A 16,744-nucleotide genomic window follows, 5' to 3' on the forward strand; every position below is an offset into this window, starting at 1 on the left:
CTTTTATGCCCCTGAGCGCCGAACACGACGATACCGAGCGGTATTTAAAGACCCTAACCGAAGACCTAGAGCACGGCAAACTGTACGAGCTCAGGCTGCTGCTCAAAGCGCTGACCCCGGCGGAAATCGCTGACCTGCTCGAGGCCCTCCCGCCCGGCGACCGGATCTCAATCTGGCGCCTGCTGCCGCCTGAAACCGCCGGGGAAGTGCTGGTGGAGTTGGGCGACGAGGTCCGCACCGGGCTGATCCGCGCGATCGAACAAACCGATCTGGAGGACCTGGTCCAAGCCGCCGGGAGCCTGGACCCGGACGATCTGGCTTACATTATCGAAGAACTGCCGGAAAAGGTCCGCGACAAGCTCATCCAAACCTTAAGCCAGACCGATCGCCGCCGGCTCGAACAAGTCCTAGCCTACCCCGAAGGCACCGCCGGCAGCCTGATGCACACCGACACCCTCACCGTCCGCCCGGACGTGACTTTGGACGTGGTTCTAAGATACCTGCGCCGCCGCGGCGAATTGCCAGACCTGACCGATAGTCTATACGTGGTGGACGGAAACGACCATCTGCTCGGGATTTTGCCCTTCGCTACCCTTTTGACCCGCGACCCGAAGAAAACCGTGCGCGAGCTGATGCTCACCCAAGTGGAGGCGATCCCGGCCGATCTGCCGAGCTCTGAGGTCGCCGTGCTGTTTGAACACCACGACTGGATATCGGCGCCGGTGGTCGACCGCCAGAACCGCCTCCTAGGCCGCATCACCGTAGACGACGTGGTGGACGTGATCCGCGACGAGGCCGACCACACCCTCATGGGGCTGGCGGGCTTGAGCGAGGAAACCGACATGTTCGCGCCGGCGCTGGAGAGCGCCCAAAAGCGGGCCGTGTGGCTGGGGATCAATTTGCTCACCGCTTTCCTGGCCGCCTCGGTGATCGGCTGGTTCGAGGCCACCATTCAAAAAGAGGTGGCGTTGGCGGTCTTGATGCCCATCGTCGCCGGCATGGGCGGCAATGCCGGCATTCAAACCCAAACGCTGGTCATCCGCGGGCTGGCGCTCAAACAAATCGGGAAATCCAACCTGCGCATGCTGTTCGCTAAGGAACTGACCGTCGCCCTGCTCAACGGCTTGCTTTGGGCGCTCATGGTCGGTGCGGTCGCCTTGCTTTGGTTTGGCAAACCCAAGGTCGCCTTGACGATCGGCGCGGCGATGGTCATTAATCTTCTCTGCGCCGCCGTGGCGGGGACGGCGATCCCCCTGCTGCTGCGTAAGCTCAAGGTGGATCCGGCGATCGCCAGCGGCATCTTTTTGACCACGGTGACCGACGTGGTCGGGTTTATGGCGTTTTTGGGACTGGCAACGTGGTGGTTGTTATGAGCGGAGGTAAGTTTTTCCTCGCTTTAGGCGTCGTTTTTCTCCTGATCGGCTTGATCTTAACCTACGCGCCGGGACTGATCGGCTGGTTTGGACGCTTGCCCGGCGACATTCGCATCCAGGACGAGCATAAATTCATCTTCGTTCCCATCACTTCGATGCTCCTCATCAGCCTGGTGCTGACTTTGATCCTTAACCTGTTTTTCCGCCGCTAGGGGATTTAGGCCGCCTGCACTGGAATGGAATGGCCGACGCGGACGATGCGGTTGCGCTCGTCAAGATAAAGCAAAGTCGGCCGAAAATTGGCGAGCTCTTGGCGATCTAAGGTGGCGTAAGCGCAGATGATCAGCGTATCTCCCACCGCGGCCCGCCGGGCGGCAGCGCCGTTGACGGAGACGATCCCAGAGCCGGCGGCGGCGCAGATTGCGTAAGTAACGAAGCGCTCGCCGTTGTTGACGTTGTAAATGTGGATCTGCTCGTACTCCAAGATCCCGGCTTGCTCGAGCAGGTGGCTGTCGATGGCGCACGAACCTTCGTAAAACAGCTCAGAGTGCGTCACCCGCGCTTGATGGAGCTTGGCCTTGAGCAAAGTCAAGTACATAGCGATATCCAAAGTAATTTTATTCATTATCCTCCAATTACTAAGCTCGCATCAAGCCAAAGCCTTTGGCTTGGGAAGCCACCGCCCAGTCCGGCGTTGACTTGCCGGGGATTCCTTAGGGAAAATGTTTGGCTTTGATCTGATTAACCCAGGCGAACGCTTTGAATCGGCCCTCCGAAGCAGTGGTAGTCATCGAGGACTTGGTGTTTTCGCGCGGCCGTCGCAAGATTTTCGATGGCGTCACGCTTACCATCCGCCGCGGCTCGGTGACCGCGATCATGGGGCCTTCCGGAACCGGCAAAACCACTTTGCTTAAACTCATCGGCGGACAGCTCAAACCGGACCGCGGCCGCATCCTCGTCTTCGGCCAAGAGGTGGCTAAACTCTCTCGCCGCCGCCTGTATGAACTGCGCCAGAGCATCGGCATGCTGTTCCAAACCGGGGCGCTTTTTACCGATCTTTCGGTATTCGACAACGTCGCCTTTCCTTTGCGCGAGCACACCGATCTTCCCGAATCCATGATCCGCACGCTGGTGCTGATGAAACTGGAGGCGGTGGGGTTGCGCGGGGCCAGGCACCTTATGCCGGCCGAGCTGTCCGGCGGCATGGCGCGCAGAGTCGCGCTAGCCCGCGCGATCGCCTTGGATCCGGCGATGATCCTATACGACGAGCCGTTCACCGGCCAGGACCCCATTTCCATGGGGGTGTTGGTAAAGCTGATCCGCACCCTCAACGACGCCTTGGGGCTGACCTCCGTGATCGTCTCCCACGACGTCCAGGAGACCGCCTCGATCGCCGATTACATCTACGTGCTGTCGCAAGGCAAGGTGGTGGGCTGCGGCACCCCCAAAGAGCTGGAGAACGCAGCTTCCCCGTGGGTCGAGCAATTCCTGCACGGGCTTCCCGACGGGCCCTCCCCGTTTCATTACCCTGCGCCCCGCTACGCTGAGGATTTGCTCCAATGCTAGGAGCATTGCAAAAGCTCGGGCACACTACCTTGGCCGGCTTTGCCAAACTGGGCCGCGCCAACCTGTTTTTGCTCCAGGCTTTAATCGGCAGTTTCGAGCTCCTGCGCCGGTTTAGGCTCTTAATCCGCCAGCTGTACGCGGTCGGCGTGCTGAGCCTGCCGTTGATCTCCCTGTCTGGCCTGTTCGTCGGTATGGTGCTGGGCCTGCAAGGCTACAACGTGCTCTCGGACTTTGGCGCCGAGGAGTCCTTAGGGGTGATGGTGGCCGCTTCCTTGGTGCGCGAGCTAGGACCGGTGGTGACCGCCTTGCTTTTCTCCGGGCGGGCAGGTTCGGCCCTGACGGCCGAGATCGGCCTGATGAAAGCCACCGAACAGCTCTCTGGGATGGAGATGATGGCGGTCGACCCCATGCGCTACGTGATCGTCCCGAGGCTGTACGCAGGCATTCTGGCGATGCCGCTTTTGGCGGCGCTGTTCACCTACATTGGCATCTACGGCGGCTACTTCGTCGGCGTGGGGCTTTTGGGGGTCGACGAAGGCTCGTTTTGGTCGCAAATGCGCGCCACCATCGATTTTCGCGAAGACATCGTCAACAGCGCGATCAAAAGCCTGGTGTTCGGAGTCATCGTCACCTGGATCGCGGTGTTCGAAGGCTACGACGCGGTCCCCACCGCCGAAGGGGTCAGCCGCGCCACCACGCGGTCGGTGGTTTACTCGGCGTTTGCGGTTTTGGGCTCGGATTTTATCCTCACCGCACTGATGTTTGGGAAATAACATGGGCAATTCCAGAATCGTCGAAATCTGGGTCGGGGTATTCGTCGCCGCAGGCCTGGCCGCCTTGTTTATGCTCGCCATGCAGGTAAGCAATCTGCGCGAATTTCACGAGGCGGACAGGGGCTATAGGCTGTTTGCCAGGTTTCAAAACGTCGGCACCCTCAAAGTCCGAGCCCCGGTCAAGATCGCCGGGGTGCTGATCGGCCGGGTGGCGAACATCCAGCTCGACAACGATCGTTACGAGGCGATCGTGGAACTGCGCATCGATCCTCGTTACCGCTTGCCGGACGATACCATCGCCAGCATCTACACTTCCGGGCTTTTGGGCGAGCAATACATCGCCCTGGAACCGGGCGGCAGCCCCGATTATCTCAAAGACGGCGACACCCTGGAGATCACCCAGTCGGCGCTGGTGCTGGAAGAGCTGATCGGCAAGTTTCTGGTCAAAAGCTCAGAAAAAAGCGGTACCGATGAGTGAGGTCTCCCTCGAGGAAACCGCCCCAGGCCGCTTGCAAATCCGCGGCGACTTGACCTTTGCCACCGCGGCGGCCGTGTGGAAAACCTCCAGACGCTTGCTCGCCAAGGCGGATCGGGAGATCACCGTCGATCTTTCCGGGGTGCGCCGTGCCGACAGCGCCGGGCTTGCCCTGCTCGTGGAATGGCTGCGTCTGGCCAAGAAGCGCAAGCTCCACCTGACCTTGGCCAATCTTCCTGCTCAGCTTCAGGCCATGGCCAGAGCCTACAACCTAGAAAACCTGCTTCCTATTAGGCATGGATAAGTTGCTCATTTCCGGCGGTCGCCCTTTGAGCGGTGAGGTGCGCATCTCGGGCGCCAAAAACGCTGCCTTGCCGATTCTGGCCGCCACCTTGTTGACCCAAGCGCCGGTGGTGTTAGAGAACGTGCCAGAGCTGCGCGACATTGCGACCATGCTCAAGTTGCTCTCTCAGCTGGGTGTGAGGTATCGCTTTGGCGCCAACACGCTCGAGATTGAGGCCAGCAAGCCGGAAAGTGTTCTTGCCCCGTACGAATTGGTCCGCACCATGCGCGCCTCGATTTTGGTGTTGGGGCCTTTGCTTGCGCGCTGCGGCGAGGCCATCGTTTCCTTGCCGGGCGGCTGCGCCATCGGCGCCCGCCCGGTGGATCTGCACCTTAAGGGGCTTAAAGCGCTAGGCGCCGACATTCGGGTCGAAGCCGGTTACATCCATGCGCGCGCCAAACGGCTCAAGGGCTGCCGGCTGGTGCTCGACCAAGTCACCGTGACCGGGACCGAAAACCTCATGATGGCCGCGGTCCTTGCCCAAGGCAAGACGGTGATCGAAAACGCCGCGCGCGAGCCCGAAGTTACCGATCTTGCCGAGTTTCTGGTCAAACTGGGGGCGAAAATTTCCGGCATCGGCAGCGACGTGCTGGAAATCGAGGGGGTCGATGGCCTAGACAGCGGTCCTGTGCACCACGTTATTCTGCCGGACCGGATCGAAACCGGCACCTACTTGACCGCCGCCGCCATCACCCAAGGCTGCATCCGCACTACCCACACCCGCCCCGAACTCTTGGACGCGGTGCTCGACAAGCTCAAAGAAGCCGGCGCCGCCATTATCCACGGGCCGGATTGGATCGAACTCAGCCAGACGAGCCGCCCCCGCGCCGTTTCCTTTCACACCGCCCCGTATCCCGGTTTTCCTACCGACATGCAAGCCCAGCTGATGGCTTTAAACTGCATCGCGGAAGGGGTGGGAATCATCACCGAGACGATCTTTGAGAACCGCTTTATGCACGCCCTGGAACTTCGCCGCATGGGGGCCGACATCACCCTCGAGGGTCATACCGCCATCTGCCGGGGGGTCGCAAAGCTCGAGGGCGCCCCGGTCTGCGCCTCGGATCTGCGCGCCTCGGCCAGTTTGGTGTTGGCCGCACTGGCGGCAGAAGGTGAAACCGTCATCGATCGCATTTATCATATCGACCGGGGGTACGAGCGCATCGAAGCCAAGCTCGCCAAACTCGGGGCCACCGTCCAAAGAATTCGGGAATAGATGCTGACCATCGCCGTCTCCAAAGGCCGAATTTACCAAGAAGCCCTGCCGCTGTTAGCGCAGGCAGGAATCGTACCGGTCGCCGACCCGGACTCGCGTCGCCTGCTCTTGCCCACCTCGCACCCTCAGGTGCGCTTGCTCATCGTCCGCGCCGCAGACGTGCCTACCTACGTAGAATACGGCGCGGCCGACCTGGGGATCGCCGGCAAGGACGTGCTGGTCGAGTTGGGCGCCGAAGGCTTGTACGAACCGCTGGACCTTAAGATCGCACGCTGCCGCCTGATGACCGCAGGGCCTGTAGGCGCAAGCTGGGACACGCGGCGATTGCGGGTGGCGACCAAATACGTCAACACCGCCAAACGCTATTTCGCCGAGCGCGGCATCCAAGCCGAAGTCATCAAGCTTTACGGCTCCATGGAGCTGGCCCCCCTGGTTGGCCTGGCCGAGTGCATCGTGGACCTGGTCGATACCGGCAATACGCTGCGCGCCAACGGGCTCGAGCCGCGCGATCTGATCCTGGAGGTCAGTTCCCGGCTGGTGGTCAACAAAGCGGCGATGAAGATCAAACACCGACCGATCAAAGCGCTCATCTCGGATTTGGCGCGCGCAGTCCACATCAAGGGGGAAGCATGAACCCGACTCTACGCCGTCTAAACACCCACGACGCCGACTTTGCCTCGCAATTGGCCTGGCTGTTGGCCAAAAACGCCCAGTTCGACCCGAAGATCCATCAGGCCGTGCTCGAAATCCTGACCCGCGTACGGTGCGAAGGAGATGCGGCGGTGTTGGACTACACCCGCCGTTTCGACGGGTTGACGTGCGCTTCGGTGGCCGAATTGGAGCTGCCGCGCGCCCGCCTTCAGGAAGCCCTAATCAAGCTCCCCGAGGAGCAACGCGAGGCCCTTGAAACCGCCGCGGCCCGCATCCGCGCCTACGCCGCGCAGCAAAAGCTGGCTTCCTGGCACTACCGCGACGAATTCGGCAACCTGCTCGGCCAACAGATCACCCCTCTGGAGCGAGTCGGCCTTTATGTACCCGGCGGCAAAGCCGCCTATCCCTCGTCGGTGCTGATGAACGCGATTCCGGCCAAGGTCGCGGAGGTGCCAGAACTGATCCTGACCGTCCCTACCCCCAAGGGCGAGCTCAGCGAGCTGGTGCTGGCGGCCGCCGCCGTCGCGGGGGTGGACCGAGTCTTCCGGATCGGCGGCGCGCAGGCGATCGCCGCCTTGGCCTACGGCACCGAAACCATCCCCAAGGTGGACAAGATCGTCGGCCCCGGCAACGTCTATGTGGCCACCGCCAAGAAGCTGGTGTTCGGGGAGGTAGGGATAGACATGATCGCCGGCCCTTCGGAAATCCTGATCCTTGCCGACGGTTCGGCCGACCCGGCCTGGATCGCCATGGACCTGTTCTCCCAAGCCGAACACGACGAGGACGCCCAAGCGCTGCTTTTGTGCCCGGACGGCGCTTACCTCGACCGCGTCGCCGCGTGCATCGCCAAGCTGTTGCCGGAAATGCCAAGGCAGGCGGTGATCCGCGCTGCGCTCGAAAAGCGCGGCGCGCTGATCCAGGTCCGCGATCTGGAGGAAGCGTGCGCCTTGGCCAACCGCATTGCGCCGGAGCACTTGGAACTTGCGGTGGCCGATCCAGAGGCGCTGTTGCCTAAGCTGCGCCACGCGGGCGCGATCTTTCTAGGTCCTTATACGCCAGAAGCCCTGGGGGATTATTGCGCCGGCCCCAACCACGTGTTGCCCACTTCGGGTACGGCCAGGTTCTCTTCGCCTTTAGGGACTTACGATTTCCAAAAGCGCACCAGCCTGCTCGGATGCAGTGCAGGGGGCGCCTCGCGCTTGGCCAAAACCGCCAAGGTCTTGGCCGAAGGGGAGGGGCTTATCGCCCACGCGCGCTCAGCCGCCTATCGAATCCAACCATGAGCCTAAAGCCGCAAGACTTCTTCCGTCCAGAAATCCTTAAAGCAACGGCCTATTCGGTTGCCGCCGCGGAAGGGAGGATCAAGCTCGATGCGATGGAGAATCCTTATCCGTGGCCGGAAAGCTTGGTCGAGGGCTGGCTTAACTACTTAAGCCAAGCCCGCCCCAACCGTTATCCCGACCCGGAGGCGTCGGCTTTGAAGGCAGCGCTGCGCCGCTACGCCAACCTCCCTAAGGACGCTGAAGTCTTGCTTGGCAACGGCTCCGACGAAATCATCCAGATCGTGCTGTTGGCCTTGGCAGGGCATCCTGGCGCGACTGTTTTAGCCCCGGAACCGAGTTTTGTCATGTACCGGCAGGTAGCGCAATGGCTGGGCGTGAATTTCGTCGGCGTTCCCCTTAACCGCGATTTTTCGCTCGACCTGGACGCCATGCTCGCGAACATCGCGCGTCATCGTCCAAAAATCGTGTTTCTTGCCTATCCCAACAACCCCACCGGCAACCTGTTCGACGCCTCCGCCGTCCTTACCCTCATCGAGCGGACGCCGGGGCTAGTCATTGTGGATGAGGCTTATGCGCCTTTTGCCCAGGTCAGTTTTACGGACCGGCTCGGTCAGTTCCCCAATCTCTTGGTGATGCAGACGCTGTCTAAGCTGGGGCTGGCGGGCCTTAGGCTCGGCTTTCTCGCCGGCCCGAGGGAGTGGCTGGAGCAGTTTAACAAGCTGCGCTTGCCTTACAACATCAACGTCCTGACCCAGCTCAGCGCCGAATTCGCCTTAACCCACCTTGAAGTCTTCCAGCAGCAGACCGCGCGCATCCGCGCCGAACGCGCGGCGCTCTTTACCGAACTGGCTTCGTTGCCGCAAGTTCAAGCCTTTCCCAGCGCCGCCAATTTCATTCTCTTTAGGGTCAAAGAGGCCGACCGGGTATTCAATGGTCTCAAGAGTCAAGGCGTATTGATCAAAAACCTCAATCCCCAGGGCGGGCTGCTTCAAGGCTGCCTGCGGGTGACGGTGGGCACGCCGGCAGAGAATCAGGCCTTCCTGCGCGCCTTGCGCGCTGCCTTGGGCTTTGCTGGCTAAGGGATGAAGCAACATTGACCCTGGCGGCAAATGACGGCAAAATCGGTTTTTTTACAGATGAGCGTCAAGAAGGGAAAAACGAGGTTTGCATGAATGAAACTCCCATCGATCTTGAAAAACGCCGCTTTTTGACGCAAACCGCTGCCGCCTTAGGCGCGGTCGGGGTGGCGTTTGCCGCGATGCCTTTTATCGGTTATTTGCGGCCCAATCACGGAACCTTGGAAGCGGCCAGCCCGATCGAGGTGGACATCGCCAAGCTTGAGCCGGGGCAAATGATCCGGGTGGAATGGCGCGGCCAACCCATCTGGGTGCTGCGGCGTACCCCGGAGATGCTCGCGACCCTCCCTGAGCTGGAGCCTTTGCTGCGCGATCCGGATTCGGATCAGTCCATCCAACCGGAAAACTGCAAAAACCGCTACCGCTCGATCAAGCCGGAGATTTTCGTCGCGGTGGGAATCTGCACTCATCTTGGCTGCTCGCCGAGTTATCGGCCCGAGGTCGCCCCGCCCGATCTGGGAAAGAACTGGCTGGGGGGGTTCTTTTGCCCGTGCCACGGCTCGCGCTTCGATCTGGCCGGGCGGGTGTATAAAAAGGTTCCTGCCCCCACCAACTTGACCGTCCCCCCGTATCGCTACCTCACCGACACGCGCATCGTCGTCGGCGAAGAACAGGAAGAGGCATGACCATGAACCAAGCGCACCCGAACCGACTCATCGCTTGGCTCGATGAGCGCTTCCCGCTGCTCAAGGTCTGGAACGAACATTTTGCCAAGTATTACGCCCCGAAGAATTTCAACTTCTGGTATTTTTTTGGCTCGCTGGCGCTTTTGGTCCTAGTCAACCAGATCGTGACGGGAATCTGGCTGACCATGAACTACAAGCCGGACGCTCGATTGGCGTTCGACTCGGTCGAGACCATCATGCGCGACGTCCGCTGGGGCTGGCTGATCCGCTACATGCACTCGACGGGGGCGTCGATGTTCTTCGTCGTGGTCTACCTCCATATGTTCCGCGGCCTGCTGTACGGTTCCTACAAAAAACCGCGCGAACTGGTGTGGATCCTCGGCATGAGCATGTTCTTAGCGCTGATCGCCGAAGCCTTCATGGGGTACTTGTTGCCTTGGGGACAGATGTCCTATTGGGGGGCCAACGTGATCATCTCGCTGTTTAGCGCCATCCCGGGGGTAGGCGAGACCCTTGCCACTTGGATCCGGGGCGATTTTGTGGTCTCCGACATCACCCTCAACCGCTTTTTCTCCCTTCACGCGATCGCCATCCCGCTGGTTCTGGTCGTTTTGGTGTTCTTGCACATCGTTGCCCTACACAAGGTGGGATCCAACAATCCCGACGGAATCGAGATCAAACAGCTCAAGGATGCCAATGGCGTCCCTCTGGATGGCATTCCTTTCCATCCTTATTACACGGTCAAGGATCTGTTCGGCGCCTGCGTATTTTTGACCCTGTGCGCTGTTATCGTGTTCTACGCCCCAGAAATGGGGGGGCTGTTTTTGGAGCCGCCCAACTTTATCCCCGCCGACCCGCTCAAAACGCCTGAGCATATCAAACCGGTGTGGTATTTCACCCCGTTTTTCACTGTGCTGCGGGCGATCCCGAGCAAGTTTGGCGGCATGCTGGCGATGTTTGCGGCGATTTTTATCTTGTTCTTTTTGCCGTGGCTGGACCGCTGTCCGGTAAAGTCCATCCGTTACCGGGGTAGGAGCTACAAGATCGCTTTGACTTTGTTTGCCATCAGCTTCATCGGCTTAGGCTATCTTGGCACCATTCCGCCTACCCCTACGGCAGCAGTGTTCGGCGTCGTCTTTACCCTAATCTATTTTGGCTTCTTCCTGCTGATGCCGATCTACACTCGCCTGGAGGCGACCTTGCCGGTTCCAGAACGGGTAGTGTGGCCGCCGGCGCCGCTATCCGAGCGTCAGGGCTGGCACTGGGACCGGATCCGCGCCGGCATCGCCTACCTTAAAAGCACCCCTTACTATCCAAAAGTCGCCGGAAAGTGGCAGCAAATCCGCGAAATCATTCAAAACAATAAATTTTTGAGCAAATTTCTATGAGGCTTTACGTTTGGATCCTGCTTGCCCTCTGGCCCATTTTGAGCAAGGCCATTAGCGCCCCCTTGGCACAACCCGATATCGATGTTTACGATACCGCCTCCTTGCGCCGCGGCGCCAAACTCTACGTCGACCGCTGCCTGGGCTGCCATTCCTTAAAACACCTGCGCTATCTGCGCCTTAAACAGGATCTTCAATTTAGCGATGCGGAGTTCAAGGCGCTGTTTCCTTCGCTGGAGCGCATCACCGGCACCTTGACCTCGAGCATGGCGAGCGAGGACGCTACCCATTGGTTCGGAGTGCCGGCGCCGGACCTATCCGAGCGCGCCCGGGCGCTTGGAACCGACTGGCTGTATACTTACCTTCGCGGCTTTTACCAAGACGATGCGCGCCCGTTTGGGGTCAATAACTTAGTCTTCAAAGACGTGGCTATGCCTAACGTGCTTTGGGATCTGCAAGGAAAACAGATCGCGGTAATTGAGGAAGTCGATTCTACCCCCAGCGTGCGCGGGCTTAAATTGGTCGAACCGGGCGCGCTGAGTCCAAAAGAGTTTGATCTGGCCGTGGCCGATCTGGTGAATTTTCTCGCTTACGCAGCCGAGCCGAGTCAACTCGAACGGCGCAGGCTGGGCAAGTACGTGATCGGGTTTCTAATCGTTCTGGCGTTGGTTATGTACCGCCTAAAGCAAGCCTATTGGAAGGACATCCATTGATTTTCTATGATAGAAATTTTACTTGTGTCCACGACCAGACCACGATGATCCTCTACTGCTCTCCCATTTGCCCTTACAGCCACCAGGTGCGTTTTGTCTGGCACGAAAAAGGCATTCATGGGGACATCCGCTTTATCGACTCCCAAAATCCACCGCCGGAGCTCGCCGAGCTCAACCCTTACGGCGATACTCCGACGCTGGTCGATCGCGAACTGGTCCTTTACGAGCCCAAAATCATCATCGAGTATTTGGACGAGCGCTACCCTCATCCGCCCCTTTATCCTTTGGAGCCCATGGCCCGGGCCCACACGAGAATGGTGATCCATCGCATCCACCGCGATTGGTATCGGCTGCTGGAAGAAATTCAACGCTCCCAAGAAAAAAAGGCCGCTCAGCTGCGCACGCAGCTTCAAGAAGAGCTGATCGCAGCTGCGCCGCTGTTTGCTGCCAAACCTTATTTCCTCAGCGACGAGTTTTCCCTCATCGACTGCGTACTGGCCCCTTTGTTGTGGCGGCTGCCTTGGCTAGGACTTGAGTTCTCGCAGACCCCTCGCCCCATCTTCGACTACGCGCAGCGGCTCTTTTCCCGCCCAAGCTTTCGCCGAAGCCTGAGCGGTCCCGAAAAAGAGATGTTCGAATCGCCTCAACGCTTGTCGGCTTAACCCATGACCGCACTTCGCCCTTACTTGATCCGCGCTGTCTACGAATGGATCGTAGACAACGCCATGACCCCTTACATTTTGGTAGATGCCGAACGCGAGGGGGTGGAGGTTCCTCGCCAATATGCTCAGAACGGCAAGATCGTGTTGAACCTAAGCCCCACCGCGGTCGTCAACCTGCAGCTGGGCAATGCAGCGATCGCTTTCAAGGCCCGCTTCGGCGGGATGCCGCTGCAAGTCCAGGTGCCGGTCAACGCGGTTTTGGCGATTTATGCCAAAGAAACCGGCCAAGGCATGATCTTCGACGAAGAAATTGAACCCTCTCCGCCCACGCCGCCCGAAGAAAAACCAAAGCGCCCGAGCTTGAAAGTCGTCAAGTAAACTACTGCTTTGGCGGGTAGATCGCCGTCACCTTGCCCGAACCTTCGGGCAGCGGCAAGATGCGGGCTGCGCCGCGCCTCTCCACTTGGTCGATGCGCAAGATCGCGTGCATGGGGATAAAGCTGCGCTTGACGTTGCCGAACTCGGCTTTGAGCCTTTCTTCGGAAGGATCGACGACGATCGCGCTCGTCTCGCCGAAGACGAAATCCTCCACCACCACGAATCCATACAGCTCGCCCTGGTACACCTGTCTGGCGTACACTTCATAGACTTGATTCTGGTTAATGAAGACGACTTTGAAAACCGATTTTGCGGGCATGGGCGGTTCTTGAATTAAATTTTAATTTTAACACAGCTCAGCCACCAGCTCGGCAACGACCGCGGTCACTCGCCTACGTGCCCAAAATATCCGAAGCTGCCTTTGCCAACCCAAACCTTCCCGCCAGCGCCGGTATAAATGGCGCAGATACGGCTGCAGCTCTCTCCCGGCTCTGGTCAGCAAAACTTGAAACAACCCTTCGATGATCTCGCGCAACGGATGGATGCCTCCCTGGTCGTCGAGATAACGGGCGCTGCTTCCTAAGCGAGTCGCCTGAAAATAATTTTCTTTCTCCAGCCACCAGGGTAAAGACCTGGGCACAAGCGAAGGCCGAAATTCAGGCGAGGTCTCTAGAAAATAATTCGCCAGCGCCTGGACAAACGCGGCGATGGCCAGCGCATCCTGCAGGCTGGACTGGGCGTCCATCGCCCGCACCTCCAAAGTCCCAAGGTCCGGGCGCGGGCGAATATCCCAATGGATATCGCGCAGGCTCGCAAAGACTTGCGCCCGCTGCATGAGCGCAAAAAATCGACAAAACTGCGCCCAGTCGGAAAAGGAAGGCGGGATCCCGTAACTGCGCCCGGAGGCCAAGATTCTTTGCCGGTAACAGGCAAAGCCAGTAGGGTAACCGCGCCAAAAAGGCGAATTGGCGCTCAAGGCGATGAGCACCGGCAGACAGGCTTTAAACTCCCGCATCAATTTCAACGCCGTTTGCGCATCCGGCATCCCCAAATGCACATGAGTGGCAAACGTGATCTGACTGCGCGCGAGATACCCGTACAAAGACTTCTGTTTGAGATAACGCGGCAAGGGCGTGATCTTGGCCAACCGTCGGCAGAAAGGATGGGTCCCCGCCCCGCACAAGCACAGATCCAGGTCGCTACAGACGGACTGAAGCTGCCGCAGCAGCGCCTCAAGATGCGCTTTGAGTTCCTCTAAGCCGGTGCACACCTTGGATGCGATCTCCACGCAGCTTTGGATCAACTCCGGCTTGATCCAAGGGACCTCAGGCAGGGCCTCGAGCACCCACTGGATGCGATCTGCAAGATCCAAACTCTTGCGGTCGAGAATCTGCAGCTCCCACTCCAAACCCAAGGTGGCTTGCTTGGACCCCTTAAAGAGCAAAAACTCATCCGCCATATTCGCGCAGCGCCTCCCAGGCCACCTGGGCAAAATACAGCGCCCCCACTTTCAGTACCTCTTCGTTCACATCAAACGCCGGGCTGTGCAGGGGAATAAACTCGTCTTCGCGCCTGGCGCCAAAGCGCACGTAGCAGCCAGGGATCTTTTCCAGGTAAAACGCAAAATCCTCCGCTCCCATGCTGGGGTGCTCCATGGGAACCAGCCCCTTTTCTCCCACTACTTGGAGGATCGCCCGGCGGGCGATTTCGGTCTCCTTAGGAGAATTGACCACCGGCGGATAGCCCTCGCGGATCTCCAGCGCGATTTCGGCCCGATGCAACTCGGCCAGCGCTTTGATCATGCGCCGCATACCCGCATGCAGATGACGCCGCGCCTCCGCGTGGGTCGTCCGCATGGTCCCCTCAAGCCAGGCCTCTTCCGCAATCACGTTGGGCGCGCTGCCGGCCTGCACCCGGCCGATGGTGACCACCGACGGATGCAGCGGATCGATCTCCCGCGAGATGAGGGTCTGGACCGCCGTGATCAGGAAACCGGCGATCACCACCGCGTCGATCGCCTCGTGGGGACGGGCGCCGTGACCGCCGCGCCCGCAGATATGGATCGCAAAGCTGTCCGACTGGGCGGTCACCACCCCCTCCCCGACCATAATCTCCCCGACGCGGTAATGGTGGGTAACGTGCCCGCCGAAAATCGCCCGTACCCCCTCAAGCGCTCCCGAACGCAGGATCACCCGCGCCCCGCCGCCTTTCTCTTCGGCCGGCTGGAACACCAACAGCACCCGCCCCGGCGGAGGATTTTCCTGGAGCAGCGCCGCCGCCCCGAGCAGCATGGCCATGTGGGCGTCGTGGCCACAGGCGTGCATTTTCCCAGGGATCACCGAGGCAAACGGCAAACCGGTCGTCTCGGTCCCAGGCAGGGCGTCCATGTCGGCGCGCAGCGCTACCGTAAGCTCACCCTTCCCCTCGATCCTACCGAGAACAGCGCCGCCTTTGCCCTGATATTCGTACGGAATACGCAAGCGCTCGAGTTCGGCTATGATCTTCTCGGCGGTCGCCACCTCCTCAAACGCAAGCTCCGGTTCCCGGTGAAAAGCGCGCCTCAGCTCCACCCAGTGGGGATACAAAGCATCGACCAGCTCTTGCGCAAACATCGCCTTCTCCCGATTTTGCCTGCGACCAAAGATACCACGCCGCCAATCCAAACGGTCAACATCGACTAGACTTAAAAACGACTCTTTAAATAGACCCAGAACAACGATGCAAGCTTTGATCCCGCAAAACGCCACCGGCAAAAAATTCCTAGAAGCTTTCCTGCACTGCTGCCATCGCCGCCGTTATCCCGCCCGCTGCGCGATCATCAAGCCGGGCGACCCGGGCGATACTTTGTACTACATCATCGAGGGTTCGGTAAGCGTGAGTTTCCAGGAAGAAGACGGCCGCGAATTGATCCTGGGCTATCTGAACCGGGGCGAGTTCATCGGCGAAATAGGCGTCTTTCTCGGCGAGAACACCCGCACGGTGACGGTGCGCACGCGCGAGCCTTGCCAGCTGGCGGAGATCAGCTACAGACGCCTAGAGCAGTGCTTGAACCACGAACTTGCCCCGCACGCGGTCGAGCTGCTGCGCGCCCTTGGCCAGCAGGTCTCGAAGCGGCTGCTTCAGACCAGCCGTAAAGCCGGTCATCTGGCGTTCTTGGACGTCACCGGCCGCATCGCCCGCACCCTGATGGACCTGTGCAAGGAGCCAGACGCCATGACCCATCCCGAGGGAATGCAGATCCGCATTACCCGCCAAGAGCTCGGGCGCATCGTCGGTTGCTCGCGGGAAATGGCAGGCAGAGTGCTCAAAGCCCTCGCGGCCGACGGCTTGATCTCTGTCCGCGGCAAAACCATTGTGGTCTATGGAATGCGCTAGGGGCTTGACTTTAGCGGAACCGATCCTTGCGCCGCCGGATCTCGGCGAACACCACCACCGCCCTCTCCCCGCGCATCTTAAGGCGCGCCTGAAAATCTAGATCGTCGGCGCGCAAGAACGGATTGGTGAGTTTTTCCTCGCCCAAAAGCGAAGGCACGGTCGGTTGATTGTGCGCGCGTTGTTGTTCCACCTGCCGCGCTCTTTGTAGAAGCGGCGGATAATCGGGTTCCAGAGAAAGCGCAAAGCGGGCATTGTCTAAAGTATACTCGTGGGCGCAGTAGATTCGGGTAGCCTCCGGTAGATCCCGCAGCTTGCACAAGGAATTCCACATCTGCTCGGGAGTGCCCTCAAACAACCTTCCGCAGCCCAAAGCAAACAGAGTGTCCCCGCAGAACAAGGCGTTCGCCTCGGCAAACCAGTAAGCGATGTGGCCGCGGGTATGCCCCGGAACCTCCAAAACCTTGCATGAGCTTGCGCCGAGCTCCAGCGCGTCCCCCTCGCCGACCAGTCGGTCGATGCCGGGGATCCTGGAGGAATCGCCGCCAAACCCCACCACCTGGCAACCCGTGGCTTGTTTTAAGGCCAGGTTGGCGCCCACGTGATCCCAGTGAGGGTGGGTATTAAAAACCCAGCTCAGGCGCCAGCCGCGCGCTGCCAGCGCGCTCAATACCGGTTCGGCCGCGGCCGGATCCACTGCCGCCGTCTGCCCGGACTCGGGTTCATGGAGTAGATAAATGTAATTGTCGCTCAAAGCAGGAACTTGCAGGATTTCCAACATCGGCTTCCCTCCTC

21 protein-coding genes are annotated in these 16,744 nt (G+C 59.9%); 16 read left to right on the top strand and 5 right to left on the bottom strand.

From position 1 onward, the window contains the following. The first annotated feature begins 5 nt into the window (after positions 1 to 5). Positions 6 to 1,373 carry a magnesium transporter gene (gene mgtE, locus ACYQ3M_RS06210; RefSeq protein ID WP_460035200.1) on the top strand — a complete coding sequence of 456 codons (1,368 nt, stop codon included), beginning with the start codon at positions 6 to 8 and terminating at the stop codon, positions 1,371 to 1,373. Further along, positions 1,370 to 1,585: a DUF2905 domain-containing protein gene (locus tag ACYQ3M_RS06215; RefSeq protein WP_460035201.1), complete on the top strand. Its 216-nt coding sequence runs from the start codon at positions 1,370 to 1,372 to the stop codon at positions 1,583 to 1,585. The genes mgtE and ACYQ3M_RS06215 overlap by 4 nt, the downstream gene beginning before the upstream one ends. Positions 1,586 to 1,590: 5 nt before the next feature. Here the strand turns inward: ACYQ3M_RS06215 and panD are convergent, their stop codons facing one another. Beyond that, on the bottom strand, positions 1,591 to 1,971 hold the full coding sequence (panD, locus tag ACYQ3M_RS06220; RefSeq protein WP_460035259.1) for an aspartate 1-decarboxylase: 381 nt from the start codon (positions 1,969 to 1,971) through the stop codon (positions 1,591 to 1,593). A gap of 161 nt (positions 1,972 to 2,132) precedes the next feature. On the opposite strand from panD, the gene ACYQ3M_RS06225 reads away from it, so the two are divergent. The 13 genes from ACYQ3M_RS06225 to ACYQ3M_RS06285 all read left to right on the top strand — a co-directional run bounded on the left by ACYQ3M_RS06225 (position 2,133) and on the right by ACYQ3M_RS06285 (position 12,577). Then, the gene (locus tag ACYQ3M_RS06225) at positions 2,133 to 2,939 is read left to right on the top strand and encodes an ABC transporter ATP-binding protein (RefSeq protein WP_460035202.1); all 807 of its coding nucleotides are present in this window, start codon (positions 2,133 to 2,135) and stop codon (positions 2,937 to 2,939) included. Next, positions 2,933 to 3,712, top strand: a complete 780-nt coding sequence (gene mlaE, locus ACYQ3M_RS06230) for a lipid asymmetry maintenance ABC transporter permease subunit MlaE (protein ID WP_460035203.1) — start codon at positions 2,933 to 2,935, stop codon at positions 3,710 to 3,712. The genes ACYQ3M_RS06225 and mlaE overlap by 7 nt, the downstream gene beginning before the upstream one ends. A gap of 1 nt (position 3,713) precedes the next feature. Further along, entirely contained in the window at positions 3,714 to 4,190 is a 477-nt protein-coding gene (gene mlaD / locus ACYQ3M_RS06235; protein WP_460035204.1) for an outer membrane lipid asymmetry maintenance protein MlaD, read from the top strand. After that, positions 4,183 to 4,491 (top strand): STAS domain-containing protein, encoded by a 309-nt coding sequence (locus ACYQ3M_RS06240; RefSeq protein WP_460035205.1) that lies wholly within the window; start codon positions 4,183 to 4,185, stop codon positions 4,489 to 4,491. The genes mlaD and ACYQ3M_RS06240 overlap by 8 nt, the downstream gene beginning before the upstream one ends. Next, positions 4,484 to 5,743 carry a UDP-N-acetylglucosamine 1-carboxyvinyltransferase gene (gene murA / locus ACYQ3M_RS06245; protein WP_460035206.1) on the top strand — a complete coding sequence of 420 codons (1,260 nt, stop codon included), beginning with the start codon at positions 4,484 to 4,486 and terminating at the stop codon, positions 5,741 to 5,743. The genes ACYQ3M_RS06240 and murA overlap by 8 nt, the downstream gene beginning before the upstream one ends. Next, positions 5,744 to 6,376 carry an ATP phosphoribosyltransferase gene (gene hisG, locus ACYQ3M_RS06250; protein ID WP_460035207.1) on the top strand — a complete coding sequence of 211 codons (633 nt, stop codon included), beginning with the start codon at positions 5,744 to 5,746 and terminating at the stop codon, positions 6,374 to 6,376. Then, a complete protein-coding gene (gene hisD, locus ACYQ3M_RS06255; RefSeq protein ID WP_460035208.1) occupies positions 6,373 to 7,677 on the top strand; it encodes a histidinol dehydrogenase in 1,305 nt (434 codons plus the stop codon). Before hisG ends, hisD begins: the two co-directional genes overlap by 4 nt. Beyond that, positions 7,674 to 8,756, top strand: a complete 1,083-nt coding sequence (gene hisC / locus ACYQ3M_RS06260; protein WP_460035209.1) for a histidinol-phosphate transaminase — start codon at positions 7,674 to 7,676, stop codon at positions 8,754 to 8,756. Before hisD ends, hisC begins: the two co-directional genes overlap by 4 nt. Before the next feature lie 89 nt (positions 8,757 to 8,845). Continuing rightward, on the top strand, positions 8,846 to 9,439 hold the full coding sequence (gene petA / locus ACYQ3M_RS06265) for a ubiquinol-cytochrome c reductase iron-sulfur subunit (RefSeq protein ID WP_460035210.1): 594 nt from the start codon (positions 8,846 to 8,848) through the stop codon (positions 9,437 to 9,439). Positions 9,440 to 9,441: 2 nt separating this feature from the next. Further along, entirely contained in the window at positions 9,442 to 10,827 is a 1,386-nt protein-coding gene (locus tag ACYQ3M_RS06270; protein WP_460035260.1) for a cytochrome b, read from the top strand. Continuing rightward, positions 10,824 to 11,537 carry a cytochrome c1 gene (locus tag ACYQ3M_RS06275; RefSeq protein ID WP_460035211.1) on the top strand — a complete coding sequence of 238 codons (714 nt, stop codon included), beginning with the start codon at positions 10,824 to 10,826 and terminating at the stop codon, positions 11,535 to 11,537. The genes ACYQ3M_RS06270 and ACYQ3M_RS06275 overlap by 4 nt, the downstream gene beginning before the upstream one ends. Positions 11,538 to 11,581: 44 nt before the next feature. Next, positions 11,582 to 12,199 carry a glutathione S-transferase N-terminal domain-containing protein gene (locus ACYQ3M_RS06280; protein ID WP_460035212.1) on the top strand — a complete coding sequence of 206 codons (618 nt, stop codon included), beginning with the start codon at positions 11,582 to 11,584 and terminating at the stop codon, positions 12,197 to 12,199. Between the two features lie 3 nt (positions 12,200 to 12,202). Then, entirely contained in the window at positions 12,203 to 12,577 is a 375-nt protein-coding gene (locus ACYQ3M_RS06285) for a ClpXP protease specificity-enhancing factor (RefSeq protein WP_460035213.1), read from the top strand. A 1-nt stretch (position 12,578) separates the two neighbouring features. Here the strand turns inward: ACYQ3M_RS06285 and ACYQ3M_RS06290 are convergent, their stop codons facing one another. Genes ACYQ3M_RS06290 through ACYQ3M_RS06300 form a run of 3 tightly spaced genes read right to left on the bottom strand, consistent with a single transcriptional unit; the run spans position 12,579 to position 15,189 of the window. Continuing rightward, positions 12,579 to 12,896 carry a DUF1820 family protein gene (locus ACYQ3M_RS06290; protein WP_460035214.1) on the bottom strand — a complete coding sequence of 106 codons (318 nt, stop codon included), beginning with the start codon at positions 12,894 to 12,896 and terminating at the stop codon, positions 12,579 to 12,581. A gap of 27 nt (positions 12,897 to 12,923) precedes the next feature. Further along, positions 12,924 to 14,036 carry a carboxylate-amine ligase gene (locus ACYQ3M_RS06295; protein WP_460035215.1) on the bottom strand — a complete coding sequence of 371 codons (1,113 nt, stop codon included), beginning with the start codon at positions 14,034 to 14,036 and terminating at the stop codon, positions 12,924 to 12,926. Next, positions 14,026 to 15,189: a M20 metallopeptidase family protein gene (locus ACYQ3M_RS06300; protein ID WP_460035216.1), complete on the bottom strand. Its 1,164-nt coding sequence runs from the start codon at positions 15,187 to 15,189 to the stop codon at positions 14,026 to 14,028. Before ACYQ3M_RS06300 ends, ACYQ3M_RS06295 begins: the two co-directional genes overlap by 11 nt. A 106-nt stretch (positions 15,190 to 15,295) precedes the next feature. Here ACYQ3M_RS06300 and crp point away from each other — a divergent pair, with 106 nt between their 5' ends. Then, entirely contained in the window at positions 15,296 to 15,952 is a 657-nt protein-coding gene (gene crp / locus ACYQ3M_RS06305) for a cAMP-activated global transcriptional regulator CRP (RefSeq protein WP_460035217.1), read from the top strand. A gap of 10 nt (positions 15,953 to 15,962) precedes the next feature. Here crp and gloB read toward each other — a convergent pair whose 3' ends face one another. Continuing rightward, positions 15,963 to 16,730 (bottom strand): hydroxyacylglutathione hydrolase, encoded by a 768-nt coding sequence (gene gloB / locus ACYQ3M_RS06310; RefSeq protein ID WP_460035218.1) that lies wholly within the window; start codon positions 16,728 to 16,730, stop codon positions 15,963 to 15,965. Between the last annotated feature and the right edge of the window lie 14 nt (positions 16,731 to 16,744).

Source organism: Methylothermus subterraneus (genome assembly GCF_054656915.1).

Excerpts from the sequence above, each read along its gene's own strand:
- ACYQ3M_RS06300 (WP_460035216.1), bottom strand. The coding sequence starts at position 15,189 with ATGTTTGCGCAAGAGCTGGTCGATGCTTTGTATCCCCACTGGGTGGAG.
- ACYQ3M_RS06295 (WP_460035215.1), bottom strand. The coding sequence starts at position 14,036 with ATGGCGGATGAGTTTTTGCTCTTTAAGGGGTCCAAGCAAGCCACCTTG.
- ACYQ3M_RS06215 (WP_460035201.1), top strand. The coding sequence starts at position 1,370 with ATGAGCGGAGGTAAGTTTTTCCTCGCTTTAGGCGTCGTTTTTCTCCTG.
- mlaE (WP_460035203.1), top strand. The coding sequence starts at position 2,933 with ATGCTAGGAGCATTGCAAAAGCTCGGGCACACTACCTTGGCCGGCTTT.
- crp (WP_460035217.1), top strand. The coding sequence starts at position 15,296 with ATGCAAGCTTTGATCCCGCAAAACGCCACCGGCAAAAAATTCCTAGAA.
- hisD (WP_460035208.1), top strand. The coding sequence starts at position 6,373 with ATGAACCCGACTCTACGCCGTCTAAACACCCACGACGCCGACTTTGCC.
- gloB (WP_460035218.1), bottom strand. The coding sequence starts at position 16,730 with ATGTTGGAAATCCTGCAAGTTCCTGCTTTGAGCGACAATTACATTTAT.
- murA (WP_460035206.1), top strand. The coding sequence starts at position 4,484 with ATGGATAAGTTGCTCATTTCCGGCGGTCGCCCTTTGAGCGGTGAGGTG.
- panD (WP_460035259.1), bottom strand. The coding sequence starts at position 1,971 with ATGTACTTGACTTTGCTCAAGGCCAAGCTCCATCAAGCGCGGGTGACG.
- ACYQ3M_RS06240 (WP_460035205.1), top strand. The coding sequence starts at position 4,183 with ATGAGTGAGGTCTCCCTCGAGGAAACCGCCCCAGGCCGCTTGCAAATC.
- ACYQ3M_RS06285 (WP_460035213.1), top strand. The coding sequence starts at position 12,203 with ATGACCGCACTTCGCCCTTACTTGATCCGCGCTGTCTACGAATGGATC.
- ACYQ3M_RS06275 (WP_460035211.1), top strand. The coding sequence starts at position 10,824 with ATGAGGCTTTACGTTTGGATCCTGCTTGCCCTCTGGCCCATTTTGAGC.
- mgtE (WP_460035200.1), top strand. The coding sequence starts at position 6 with ATGCCCCTGAGCGCCGAACACGACGATACCGAGCGGTATTTAAAGACC.
- petA (WP_460035210.1), top strand. The coding sequence starts at position 8,846 with ATGAATGAAACTCCCATCGATCTTGAAAAACGCCGCTTTTTGACGCAA.
- mlaD (WP_460035204.1), top strand. The coding sequence starts at position 3,714 with ATGGGCAATTCCAGAATCGTCGAAATCTGGGTCGGGGTATTCGTCGCC.
- hisG (WP_460035207.1), top strand. The coding sequence starts at position 5,744 with ATGCTGACCATCGCCGTCTCCAAAGGCCGAATTTACCAAGAAGCCCTG.
- ACYQ3M_RS06280 (WP_460035212.1), top strand. The coding sequence starts at position 11,582 with ATGATCCTCTACTGCTCTCCCATTTGCCCTTACAGCCACCAGGTGCGT.
- hisC (WP_460035209.1), top strand. The coding sequence starts at position 7,674 with ATGAGCCTAAAGCCGCAAGACTTCTTCCGTCCAGAAATCCTTAAAGCA.
- ACYQ3M_RS06270 (WP_460035260.1), top strand. The coding sequence starts at position 9,442 with ATGAACCAAGCGCACCCGAACCGACTCATCGCTTGGCTCGATGAGCGC.
- ACYQ3M_RS06290 (WP_460035214.1), bottom strand. The coding sequence starts at position 12,896 with ATGCCCGCAAAATCGGTTTTCAAAGTCGTCTTCATTAACCAGAATCAA.